13 protein-coding genes are annotated in these 11,438 nt (G+C 67.7%); 7 read left to right on the top strand and 6 right to left on the bottom strand.

What is annotated here, in order from left to right:
• Positions 1-20: 20 nt before the first annotated feature.
• Entirely contained in the window at positions 21-896 is an 876-nt protein-coding gene (ftsY, locus tag JOE67_RS15365; RefSeq protein ID WP_204976458.1) for a signal recognition particle-docking protein FtsY, read from the top strand.
• A gap of 38 nt (positions 897-934) precedes the next feature.
• Positions 935-1,435 carry a DUF2004 domain-containing protein gene (locus JOE67_RS15370; protein WP_204976460.1) on the top strand — a complete coding sequence of 167 codons (501 nt, stop codon included), beginning with the start codon at positions 935-937 and terminating at the stop codon, positions 1,433-1,435.
• A gap of 155 nt (positions 1,436-1,590) precedes the next feature.
• On the opposite strand, the gene lipA is transcribed toward JOE67_RS15370, so the two are convergent.
• Together lipA and lipB are read right to left on the bottom strand one after the other, a co-directional pair.
• Positions 1,591-2,583, bottom strand: a complete 993-nt coding sequence (gene lipA / locus JOE67_RS15375; protein ID WP_204976470.1) for a lipoyl synthase — start codon at positions 2,581-2,583, stop codon at positions 1,591-1,593.
• The gene (gene lipB, locus JOE67_RS15380) at positions 2,580-3,230 is read right to left on the bottom strand and encodes a lipoyl(octanoyl) transferase LipB (RefSeq protein WP_204976472.1); all 651 of its coding nucleotides are present in this window, start codon (positions 3,228-3,230) and stop codon (positions 2,580-2,582) included. Before lipB ends, lipA begins: the two co-directional genes overlap by 4 nt.
• Before the next feature lie 103 nt (positions 3,231-3,333).
• On the opposite strand from lipB, the gene JOE67_RS15385 reads away from it, so the two are divergent.
• From JOE67_RS15385 to ffh, 4 genes are read left to right on the top strand one after another with little or no spacing between them, the layout of a single operon-like run.
• Positions 3,334-3,918 carry a TetR/AcrR family transcriptional regulator gene (locus JOE67_RS15385; RefSeq protein WP_204976474.1) on the top strand — a complete coding sequence of 195 codons (585 nt, stop codon included), beginning with the start codon at positions 3,334-3,336 and terminating at the stop codon, positions 3,916-3,918.
• Positions 3,919-3,975: 57 nt separating this feature from the next.
• Positions 3,976-4,611 (top strand): hypothetical protein, encoded by a 636-nt coding sequence (locus JOE67_RS15390; protein WP_204976476.1) that lies wholly within the window; start codon positions 3,976-3,978, stop codon positions 4,609-4,611.
• Positions 4,608-5,111 carry a sigma-70 family RNA polymerase sigma factor gene (locus JOE67_RS15395; RefSeq protein ID WP_204976478.1) on the top strand — a complete coding sequence of 168 codons (504 nt, stop codon included), beginning with the start codon at positions 4,608-4,610 and terminating at the stop codon, positions 5,109-5,111. The genes JOE67_RS15390 and JOE67_RS15395 overlap by 4 nt, the downstream gene beginning before the upstream one ends.
• Before the next feature lie 13 nt (positions 5,112-5,124).
• A complete protein-coding gene (gene ffh, locus JOE67_RS15400) occupies positions 5,125-6,675 on the top strand; it encodes a signal recognition particle protein (protein WP_204976480.1) in 1,551 nt (516 codons plus the stop codon).
• A gap of 6 nt (positions 6,676-6,681) precedes the next feature.
• On the opposite strand, the gene JOE67_RS15405 is transcribed toward ffh, so the two are convergent.
• Positions 6,682-7,596, bottom strand: a complete 915-nt coding sequence (locus tag JOE67_RS15405; protein WP_204976482.1) for an EamA family transporter — start codon at positions 7,594-7,596, stop codon at positions 6,682-6,684.
• 78 nt (positions 7,597-7,674) lie between these two features.
• On the opposite strand from JOE67_RS15405, the gene JOE67_RS15410 reads away from it, so the two are divergent.
• Positions 7,675-8,562 (top strand): LysR family transcriptional regulator, encoded by an 888-nt coding sequence (locus JOE67_RS15410; protein WP_204976485.1) that lies wholly within the window; start codon positions 7,675-7,677, stop codon positions 8,560-8,562.
• A 49-nt stretch (positions 8,563-8,611) separates the two neighbouring features.
• On the opposite strand, the gene glpK is transcribed toward JOE67_RS15410, so the two are convergent.
• The 3 genes from glpK to JOE67_RS15425 form a co-directional block, all read right to left on the bottom strand.
• Positions 8,612-10,126 carry a glycerol kinase GlpK gene (gene glpK, locus JOE67_RS15415; RefSeq protein ID WP_204976494.1) on the bottom strand — a complete coding sequence of 505 codons (1,515 nt, stop codon included), beginning with the start codon at positions 10,124-10,126 and terminating at the stop codon, positions 8,612-8,614.
• A 27-nt stretch (positions 10,127-10,153) separates the two neighbouring features.
• Entirely contained in the window at positions 10,154-10,906 is a 753-nt protein-coding gene (locus JOE67_RS15420; protein WP_204976496.1) for an MIP/aquaporin family protein, read from the bottom strand.
• Between the two features lie 87 nt (positions 10,907-10,993).
• A partial coding sequence (locus JOE67_RS15425; RefSeq protein WP_274606828.1) for a glycerol-3-phosphate dehydrogenase C-terminal domain-containing protein occupies positions 10,994-11,438 on the bottom strand: 445 nt, incomplete at its 5' end.

Here is an 11,438-nt window from a genome sequence, read left to right on the forward strand (position 1 = left end):
CGGGGATCTAGGCTGGACTCATGGCGGAGAAGTCCTGGTCCCTCGGTCGCGCGCTGCGCGGCATGTTCGTCAAGCCCACGATCGATGAGTCGACATGGGAAGATCTCGAGACGGCGCTGATCACAGCCGACTTCGGTCCCGACATCACCGAGCAGCTGCTCGACGAGCTGCATGAGAAGGTCGACCGCTACCGCACGACCGATCCGCGGGATCTGCAGCGCATGCTGCGCGAGACGCTGGAAGAGCGCTTCGCGAAGTTCGACACCACCCTCAAGCTCACCGAGCGTCCGGCCGTCGTGCTGGTCGTGGGCGTCAACGGCGTCGGCAAGACCACGACGATCGGCAAGTTCACCAAGTTCCTGCGCGGCTACGAGCGCAGCGTCGTCGTCGGTGCCGCCGACACCTTCCGCGCGGCTGCTGTCGAGCAGCTGGCCACCTGGGCACAGCGCGGGGGAGCGGCTCTCGTGCGACCTCAGCACGAGGGACAGGACCCGGCATCCGTCGCGTTCCAGACTGTCGAGTACGCGAAGAACCAGGGCATCGAGATCGCCATCATCGACACCGCGGGTCGGCTGCACACGAAGAGCGGTCTGATGGACGAGCTGTCGAAGGTGCGCCGAGTCGTCGAGAAGCAGGCTCCGATCAGCGAGGTCCTGCTGGTGCTCGACGCCACGACCGGTCAGAACGGCGTCATGCAGGCGGAGTCGTTCCTGCAGCATGCCGGCGTCACCGGGCTGGTCATCACGAAGCTCGACGGCTCAGCCAAGGGAGGGTTCGTGCTCGCGGTGCAGGAGCGAACGGGCATCCCGGTCAAGCTGCTCGGCCAGGGCGAGGGGATCGACGATCTCACCGGCTTCACGCCGCACGTGTTCGTGTCGTCTCTCGTCGGAGCGTAGGACTACCGCCACGGCGGAGAGGCTGGTTTCATAGCGATATGGCGATCGAACACGACTATTTCGGGGTCCTGTCCTCGGGGCCTGACGGCGCCATCTTCTGGACGGAGCGCGTCGACTTCGGCGACCAGTCGGTGACTGTCGACCTCACCGCCCCTGATCAGGACGACGTCTCGATCGCGGCGCTGGATGTCGCGGCGGCTCTGATCGCCGGGATCGAGGAACTGGATGCCTCGGTGCGCGGCGCGATGCTGACCGAGGTCGACGACCGCACCAGCGAGGTGACCGAGTACATCCTGCAGCAGCAGGAGGCGTTCGGCGACGATCTCGAGGATGTGCTCGTCGACGTCAGCGGCGACGCCGCTGTCGACATCATCCGATCGCTGCGCCTGTCGAGCATGACGATCCTTGCCGACGAGCACGGCGGGTCGGAGCCGTTCGCGGTGCTCGAGTACGCGCTCGATGCCGATGAGACCGATGAAGTCCTGCTGGTGAATCTGGCGTCCGACGGCTCGGTGCAATCAGTCACCAGTGCCGACTAGTCGTCGAGGTCCTCACGAGTCGCTCCAGCCCGACCGATCAGGTTGGTCGACGACGCAGAACCGGTTGCCCTCCGGATCTTCCAGGATCACGTAGTCCGCATCTGCGGGTCGGCGGTCCCACGGCACCTCTGGCGCCCGAGTGCGATGAGACGCGCTCAGACGGCCTGGGCGAAGCCGAGGTCGGCGCTCTCGGCGATGTGCGCGAGGTGCGGCGGGATCTCGCGGCCCTTCGAGATCATCGACTGCGCCCACAGACGCCCGGCGCGGTAGGAGGAACGCACGAGAGGGCCGGCGAGCACGCCGAGGAACCCGATGCGCTCCGCCTCGGCCTTGAACTCGACGAACTCGTCGGGCTTGACCCAGCGGGCGACCGGAAGATGACGGGGCGTCGGACGCAGGTACTGCGTGATCGTGATGATGTCGCACCCTGCATCGTGCAGGTCCTGCAGCGCCTGGACGACCTCCTCCGGCTCCTCGCCCATGCCGAGGATGAGGTTCGACTTCGTGATGAGCCCGGCGTCGTGCCCCTGCGTGATCACGCTCAGCGAGCGCTCATAGGCGAAGGCCGGCCGGATCCGCTTGAAGATCCGGGGCACGGTCTCGACGTTGTGCGCGAAGACCTCCGGCCGCGCGTCGAAGATCTGCCCCAGGAACGCCGGGTCCGCGTTGTGCTCGTTCGCGAGCAGCTCCACGCCCGTGTTCGGGTTCATGGCGTGGATCTGCCGCACAGTCTCGGCGTTCAGCCAGGCACCCGTGTCCGGCAGGTCATCGCGAGCGACGCTCGTGACGGTCGCGTAGCGCAGCGCCATCCGCTGCACGCTCTCGGCGACTCGGCGCGGTTCATCGGTGTCGTACGCGTCGGGCTTGCCGGTGTCGATCTGGCAGAAGTCGCACCTGCGCGTGCACTGCGAGCCTCCGATGAGGAACGTCGCCTCGCGGTCCTCCCAGCACTCGAAGATGTTCGGGCATCCCGCCTCCTGGCAGACCGTGTGAAGGTCCTCGGTCTTCACCAGCGACTGCAGTGCGGTGTACTCCGGACCCATCCTCGCCTTGGTCTTGATCCACTCCGGCTTGCGCTCGATCGGCGTCTCGGCGTTTCGGGCCTCGAGCCGCAGCAGCTTGCGCCCTTCGGGGCGAGCCGCGCTCATGCGGCGACTCCCTGGTTCTCGCCCGTGTACTCCGCGGCGAATGCGTCTGCGACGGCCTGCACGATGTCCGACGGTGTCACGTGCGCACCGGTGACCTCGCTGACGGTTGTGACGCCGGCGTCGGTGATGCCGCACGGGATGATTCCGCGGAAGCCCGCCAGCGTGTTGTCGCAGTTGATGGCGAACCCGTGCATCGTGACGCCTTGCTGGACGCGCACGCCGATCGCGGCGACCTTGTCCTCACCCAGCGGTCGGCGCACCCACACCCCGCTGCGGCCCTCGACCTGATGGCCGTCGACGCCGAGAGGCTCGAGGACGCCGATGAGCAGGCGCTCGAGCCGACGCACGTGCGCCACGACGTCGATCGGCGGGTGCAGGCGGACTATGGGATATCCGACGAGCTGACCAGGGCCGTGCCACGTGATCTTGCCGCCGCGATCGACGTCGACCACGGGGGTGCCGTCCTGCGGACGCTCGTGATCCTCGGTGCGTGTGCCGGCGGTGTAGACCGCCTCGTGCTCGAGCAGCAGCAGCGTGTCGGGTCTCGTGCCTGACACGACGTCGCGGTGGATGCTGCGCTGCAGCTCCCATCCGTCGAGGTAGGGCACGTAGGCGGGCGCCAGGCCGGGGAGCTGGATGTCGAGCATGAAGCCCTCTCTCGATTGTTGGATGGTGTCCAAGAAATTTCCTCGCACCACCATACGCCGATCCCAGCCGCGCCGCACGGGACGCGCGGCTACGCTGAGCGCTATGACCACGGCTTCGCGAGCAGGACGCCCACGGGCCTCGTCGCGCGAGACCCTCGCCGAGGCCGCGTGCGAGCTCTTCCTCGAGCAGGGGTACGAGGCGACCTCGATCGTCGACATCACCCAGCGGGCAGGGGTGAGCAGATCGAGCTTCTTCAACTACTTCTCGTCGAAGAGCGATGTGCTGTGGTCCGGCTTCGACGCCAGGGTCGACGCCGCGCTGGTGGCGCTGGCTCGGCTGGGGACGGATGCCGACGGCGACTCGGTGCGAGACGCGCTGCGTCCGATGCTTCACGGCCTCGCGCCCGACCCGCTCGCACTCGCGTTGCGCAACGCCAGCGCGATGGGCGTGGAGGCGGAGCTGATGCGCGACACGGGGCTCCGGCACGCCCGGATGGCATCCGCGATCGCCGCGACGGCGCGCAGCGCAGGAGTCGAGGTGGTTCGTGCTGACATCCTCGGATCGGCTCTGGCGACAGCGGTGCTCTCCTCCGTGCGCGTGTGGGCGGAGCGGGGGCCCGGTCAGGCTTCGCTGGAGTCGCAGTTCGACGAGGCCCTGCACGCCATCCACGATCTTCCCTGGCGCTGAGGACGTTTCACGCCCCGCCGGACAGGTCATGAGTGAGACCCGCTGAAGGAGGACCTCATGACCGATTCGCTCGACGACCTGCTCGACCAATCCGCGCCCGTGCTCGCGGACAGGGGGAGGGGGCGCGATTCCGCCCTGGCGCAGATGACGGCAGACGCCCACGACACGGTGCGCCCGCCGAAGCGACGCAGAAGGGCATCGCTGATCACGGGTATCGCCGCGGTGGCGCTGATCGGCACCGCCGGCGTGGCCACGGCCAACTCGGACTGGGTCTGGATCGCGGGGCTGGAGAACCCGAACCGCAGTTACACCTACACCGCGCCGACGTGGGGGCAGTGCGAGATTCGGTTCAGCGGCTACGACATCGCCGATCCGTTCGTCGAGGCCAACGTGAATCGCATCCTCGACGACTGGTTCGCGCAGACGGATGTCGAGGCCGCCGCAGATCCTTTCCTCGCTGAGTCGTTCGCCGTCATCGAAGAGGCGATGGCGCGTGACCCTGAGGCGGCGAAGGATCCGCGCATCGCCGACCTCAACGCCTGGACAGCTCACGAGCAGGCGATGGGTCAAGCGATGCACAACGAGCTGAAGGCGCATGGCTACGACTCGGAGCACGGTCTCGCCGGCGCAGAGGCTCACAGCCAGCTGCACTGCGAGGGCGAGGAGTGGGGCGGAGAGGGTGCACAGGAGTGAGCCGCCATGACGACGCGCGACTGACCCGTGCTCTCGAGTCCTCGGCATCCGCCCTTCTCGCCTACCTCGAACGGCGGGTCGGACCCGACGATGCCCCCGACCTGCTGGGCGAGACGATGGTCGTCGCCTGGCGCCGGGTCGCGGAGCTCCCCGGCGACGCCGAGCGTACTCGCATGTGGCTGTTCGGCATCGCCCGGGGCACGCTGCTCAATCACGCCCGGGGGCAGCGTCGGCGATGGGCGCTGGCCGACCGCATCCGCCTGCAGGTGCGGGAGGCGGCGACAGCACCGCCAGCCGACGACGGCTCCGAGGTCCGAGATGCCATCGACCGGCTCGAGCCTGACCTGGCGGAGCTCATCCGACTCGTGCACTGGGAGCGATTGAGCATCTCCGATGCCGCCGACGTGCTCGGCATCCCGGCATCGACCGCACGGGGCCGCTATCAGCGGGCGAAGGATGCCCTGCGGGCCGCGCTCGGAGTGGGGGCCTCGCTCGCGTAGAATCGGAGGCACCATGGCTACGTTTGGCACGCTCTCCGATCGGCTCACCGAGACCTTCCGCAACCTGCGCACGAAGGGAAAGCTGACCCCTGCCGATGTCGACGGCACCGTCCGCGAGATCCGCCGCGCTCTGCTCGACGCAGATGTCGCGCTGCAGGTGGTCAAGGACTTCACCGGCAAGGTGCGCGAGCGCGCGCTCGGCGATGAGGTGAACAAGGCGCTCAATCCGGCGCAGCAGGTCGTGCAGATCGTCAACGAGGAACTCGTCGGAATCCTCGGCGGCGAGCAGCGCCGTCTCGAGTTCGCCAAGACGCCGCCGACGGTGATCATGCTCGCCGGCCTCCAGGGCTCGGGAAAGACGACGTTCGCGGGCAAGCTGGCCAAGCAGCTCGAGGGGGATGGACATACCCCTCTTCTCGTCGCCGCCGACCTCCAGCGACCCAACGCCGTGAACCAGCTCCAGGTCGTCGCCGAGCGTGCCGGTGCCACGATCTTCGCGCCTGAGCCGGGCAACGGCGTCGGCGACCCGATCCGCGTCTCGAAGGACGGCGTCGAGTACGCGCGCCGCCACCAGCACGACGTGGTCATCATCGACACCGCAGGACGCCTCGGCGTCGATGCGGAGCTGATGAAGCAGGCATCCGACATCCGCAAGGCGACCAGCCCCGACGAGGTGCTGTTCGTGATCGACGCGATGATCGGTCAGGATGCCGTGAACACGGCCAAGGCCTTCCAGGAGGGCGTCGACTTCACCGGCGTCGTGCTCTCGAAGCTCGACGGTGACGCCCGCGGTGGCGCCGCACTCTCTGTCGCCTCGGTGACAGGGCGCCCGATCATCTTCGCCTCCACGGGTGAGAACCTCGAGGACCTCGAGCCGTTCCACCCTGACCGCATGGCGAGCCGCATCCTCGACCTCGGTGACATCCTCACCCTCATCGAACAGGCCCAGCAGGCGTTCGACGAGGAAGAGGCCATGAAGATGGCCGAGAAGCTGGCCAACGAGGCCTTCACGCTCGAGGACTTCCTCGACCAGCTTCAGCAGATGAAGAAGATGGGCTCGATGAAGAAGATGCTCGGCATGCTGCCGGGTATGGGCCAGATGAAGCAGCAGCTCGAGGACTTCGACGAGCGTGAGATCGATCGGACCGAGGCGATCATCCGGTCGATGACGCCCGGCGAGCGCCGTAACCCGAAGGTCCTCAACGGATCGCGTCGCCTGCGCATCGCGAAGGGCTCGGGTATGACGGTCACCGACGTCAACCAGCTCGTGCAGCGCTTCGAGCAGGCCGCCAAGATGATGAAGACGGTCGCGCGCGGCGGAACCCCGCAGATCCCGGGCATGGGTCCGATGGGCAAGCCGGGGGCATCCGCGAAGCGCGGCAAGAAGGGCGGCAAGGGCAAGAGCGGCGGATCCCGTTCGGGCAACCCCGCCAAGCGCGCGGCCGAGAACGCTGGCGTCGCCACGGCCAACGCCAATCCCACTGGCACCGGTTTCGGACTCGGTCAGAAGGCGCCGAGCGAGGCCGACCTGGCCGAGATCCAGAAGCTGTTCGGCAAGAGCTGATCCGCATCACCTGGTGCGGGCAGGTTCTTCCGCACGCGGCGCGGGAGAACCAGAGCGAGCGCCGTCGCGCCGAAGCGCGAACGCCTGGCCGCTGACGAGTGCGACGAGCACGATCGCGATGCCTGCTGATTGCGTGAGGGTGAACGTCTCTCCGGCGACCACGACACCGAGAACCGTGGCGACGACGGGGGAGAGCAGCGCCAGCATGCCAGGTGCCGCCACCGGAAGCTGCTGGATGCCGCGGAACCACAGCACGTAGGCGAGAAGCCCGCCGACCGTGCCCAGCCAGACGTATCCGGCGATCGCCCCGAGATCGACCTGCGCAGGGATCGGCTCCAGCAGCAGGGTGAGCGGCAGGAGCACCAGACCGCCGGCGGTGAGCTGCCACCCTGCGTAGGCGATCGGTCCGATGCCGGCAGGACGCCCCCAGCGCTTCGTGAGAACGACACCGGACGCCGTGGCCGCGATGCCGCCGAGAGCCGCCGACACGCCGATCATGTCGAGTTGGGCGCTCGGTCCGATGACGACCAGCGCAACGCCCACGGCACCAGCGACGCCCGCGGCGGTAGCGGGCATCGGCGTCCTCTCCCGCAGAACGACGCAGCCGATGCCGATGATGATCAATGGCTGGACCCCGGCGACCGCTGCCGCCACGCCGCCAGGAAGGCGTTCGGCTGCGACGAAGAGCAGGGCGAAGAACGCGCCGATGTTCAGGGTGCCCAGGACAGCGGATCTCCACAGCCAGGACCCACGAGGCAGGGCCTTGCCGATCACAAGAGCGAGCAGCCCCGCGGGAAGCGATCTGAGGAGTGCGGCCAGCAGTGGGTGTCCGCCAGGGAGCAGCTCGGTCGTGATGAGGTACGTCGTTCCCCACGCGACAGGAGCGACCGCGGTGAGGAGAAGAATGCGGAGCTGGGTCATACCTCCAGGGTGTGCGCCAGGCAAGCATGAGTCCAATGCATGCTTGTCACATCCGGTATGAGCAGGGATCATTCATCTATGGATCTTCAGCAGCTCCGCTACGTCGTCGAGGTCGCATCGACCGAGAGCTTCACCCGTGCCGCCGAGCGATGCTTCGTGACGCAGTCCGCGCTGAGCCACCAGATCGCCGCGCTCGAGCGGGAGCTCGACCAGCGCCTCTTCATCCGTTCGAGTCGTGGCGTACGGCCCACCGAAGCGGGAGTCGCCTTCCTGCACCATGCCCGTATCGCCGTCTCGGCGGCAGCTGCGGCACGGGAGGATGCCGTCGCCGCGAGTGGCCGAGTCGTGGGGATCCTGAGAATCGGGGTGATCCCGACGGTGGCAGCCGTCGACCTCCCGGAAGTCATAGCAGGATTCCGTGCGATGCATCCCGAGGTGCGGGTGGAGCTGACCATGGGCAACAGCGACACGTTGATCGCCGACGTGCGCGGTGACGCGGTCGACGTCGCCTTTCTCGGCCTGCGTGCCGACATCGAGCCCTCCGGCGTCGGTCACCGCCTGCTGGGCCGAGAGCGGCTTGTGGCCGTCATGCCGCCGGGGCATGCCTTGGCTGACCGCGAAGAGATCCGACTCGTCGACATCGCCGACGAAACCTTCGCCGACTTCCCCGCAGGTACGTCGGGCAGGGCGCAGAGCGACCTGGCCTTCTCCTCCGCCGGTCTGAGCCGGGACGTCGCCTTCGAAGCGGGTTCCGCCGAGCTGCTTCTCGGTCTCGTGGCGGCGGGACTCGCCGTCTCGCTTCTCGCTCCTGGCGTCGTCGCCCGTTCCTCGGCAGACGTGTGCGCCATCACGGTCGCAGATGGCCCGCTGCGCGCCGAGCACATCGTCTGGCACGGGCAGCAACCGCGCGCCGTCGCCCGCGCCTTCCTCGCCGACTTCGGCAGGGCGAACCCCGCGCAGACGTGAGAAGCGGGTTCGGAACAGGATTCCGAACCCGCTTCTCCGTGACCTGGGGTCAGTTCACGTCGGCGTCGACCCAGTCCATCGACTTGGTGACAGCCTTGCGCCACTGACGCAGCAGGCGGTCGCGCTCGGCCTCGTCCATGGTCGGCTCCCAGCGCTTGTCCTCCTGCCAGTTGGCCGACAGGTCGTCGAGCCCGCTCCAGAAGCCCACAGCCAGGCCCGCGGCGTACGCCGCCCCGAGCGCGGTGGTCTCCGCGACCACGGGACGCACGACGGGGACGCCCAGCACATCAGCCTGGAACTGCATGAGGGCGTCGTTGGAGACCATGCCGCCATCGACCTTCAGCTCCGACAGGTCGACACCAGCATCCGCGTTCACCGCGTCCAGCACATCACGCGTCTGGAAGGCGACGGCCTCGAGAGCCGCACGCGCGATGTGATTCCGGTTCGAGTAACGGGTCAGGCCGACGATCGCGCCTCGGGCGTCGGGGCGCCAGTACGGGGCGAACAGCCCGGAGAACGCCGGCACGATGTACACGCCGCCGTTGTCGTCGACCTGACGCGCGAGGTCCTCGACCTCGGGAGCCGAGCTGATGATCCCGAGCTGGTCGCGCAGCCACTGGATCAGCGATCCGGTCACGGCGATCGAACCTTCGAGCGCGTAGTGCGTCGGGCCGTCACCGAGCTTGTAGCCGACCGTCGTGAGCAGGCCGTTCTTCGAGTGCACCACCTCTTCACCGGTGTTGAAGATGAGGAAGCAGCCGGTGCCGTACGTGTTCTTGCTCTCGCCCTTGTCGAACGCAGCCTGACCGAACGTCGCCGCCTGCTGGTCGCCGAGGATGCCCGCGATGGGCGTCTCGCGCAGCAGTGACGAGTCCTCAGCCGCTCCGTAGACCTCCGACGACGAGCGGATCTCGGGCATCATCGAGCGCGGCACGCCGAAAGCCTCGAGGATGTCGTCACGCCACTCGAGGGTCTCGAGGTCCATGAACATGGTGCGCGATGCGTTGGTCACATCGGTCGCGTGCACGCCGCCGTCGACGCCGCCGGTGAGGTTCCAGAGCACCCAGCAGTCAGTGGTGCCGAACATGAGATCGCCGGCCTCGGCCTTCTCACGTGCGCCCTCGACGTTCTCGAGGATCCACGCGATCTTCGTGCCGGAGAAGTAGGTCGCCAGCGGCAGGCCGACGATCGACTTGAACCGCTCCACGCCGCCGTCGGCCGCCAGGCGGTCGACGATCTCCTGCGTGCGGGTGTCCTGCCAGACGATCGCGTTGTAGACCGGCTGGCCCGTGTTCCTGTCCCAGACGACAGCGGTCTCGCGCTGGTTGGTGATGCCCACCGCGGCGATGTCGTAGCGGGTGAGGTCGGCGCGGCTCAGAGCGAGGCCGATGACCTCCTGCACGTTGCGCCAGATCTCCGACGCGTCGTGCTCCACCCAGCCCGCTTTGGGCAGGATCTGCTCGTGCTCCTTCTGACCGGTGGCGATGATGCTGCCCTTGCGGTCGAAGATGATGGCACGACTCGACGTGGTGCCCTGGTCGATAGCGATGATGTAGTCAGCCATTGTTTTCTCCTTTGAAATCGAAGCGGATCAGGCGAGGCTCAGCAGCGCGGGGGCGGCGAGCGCGGCGATCGCGCCGCCGATCAGCGGGCCGACCACCGGTACCCAGGAGTACGACCAGTCGCTGGAGCCCTTGCCCTTGATCGGGAGGATGGCGTGCGCGATGCGGGGTCCGAGGTCGCGGGCGGGGTTGATGGCGTATCCGGTGGGGCCACCGAGGGAGGCGCCGATTCCGACGACGAGCAGTGCGACGGGCAGAGCGGTCAGCGGTCCGAGGCCGCCGGGCGTTCCGACCTCGATGTCGCCGTAGTCGGCGAACGCGAAGATGATGAAGACCAGCACGAACGTGCCCACGATCTCCGTCACGAGGTTCCAGCCGTACGACCGGATGGCGGGGCCGGTCGAGAACACGCCGAGCTTGTTGGCGGCCTCCGGCTCCTCATCGAAGTGCTGCTTGTACGCGAGCCATACGACGACGGCACCGACGATCGCACCGAGGAGTTCGGCAGCGGTCGCCACGAGGAACGCCGTGAAGGTGATCTTGCCGGCGATCAGCAGTCCGATGCCGACGGCGGGGTTCAGGATCGCACCGGAGTAGGCGGAGGCGAGCACACCCGCGAACACCGCGAGTCCCCATCCCCAGTTGACCATGAGGAATCCGCCGGCGTAGCCCTTGTTCTTCGCGAGCGCGACGTTCGCGACCACACCGCATCCGAGCAGGATCAGCATGGCCGTTCCCACGAACTCGGAGAGGAAGTACAGCCCGAGATTGACATCAGTCATGTCTTCATTGACCTTTTGTGCGCATGTGCTCTCCCCCAGCGCATGCAGTGAGTGAGGTTACGTCGTGAGGAGACGACGGTCTGTGCTTCAGTCGTTCTGGTGCGACGGAAGCGCGGGAAGTTCGAGGCCGTGGCGTTCGTTGAGCAGTGCTCGCGTGTCGTCGAGCTCCGCGGCCCGGCGATCGGCGTCCCAGCCGAGCAACGGGGCCATGGCATCCGCCAACTCCACAAGCGTGGAGGTGTCGACATCGCCGGTGAACGCGAGACTGGTGCGACGCAGCACGACATCCTGCAGGCGGACGGCGTGCTCGCGCTCGACCATCCAGGCGAGTTCGCGCGTCGACAGGTCCCCGCCGGCCAGCGGGGCGTCATCACCCGACGTGATGAACTGCCACACGTCGGCCGCGTGAGTGCCGTACCGCGTCAGCAGCCGCTCGGCGCGTTCGCCGGCGCCGGCGAGGTTCTGCTCGATCCAGCTGTGCCTGGCGCGTGCGGTGCGGGGGAAACCATTGCCGCCGCCGATCGCGCGACCG

The sequence above is a fragment of the Microbacterium esteraromaticum genome, from assembly GCF_016907315.1.
In the GTDB taxonomy this organism is placed as follows: Bacteria; Actinomycetota; Actinomycetes; order Actinomycetales; family Microbacteriaceae; genus Microbacterium; species Microbacterium esteraromaticum.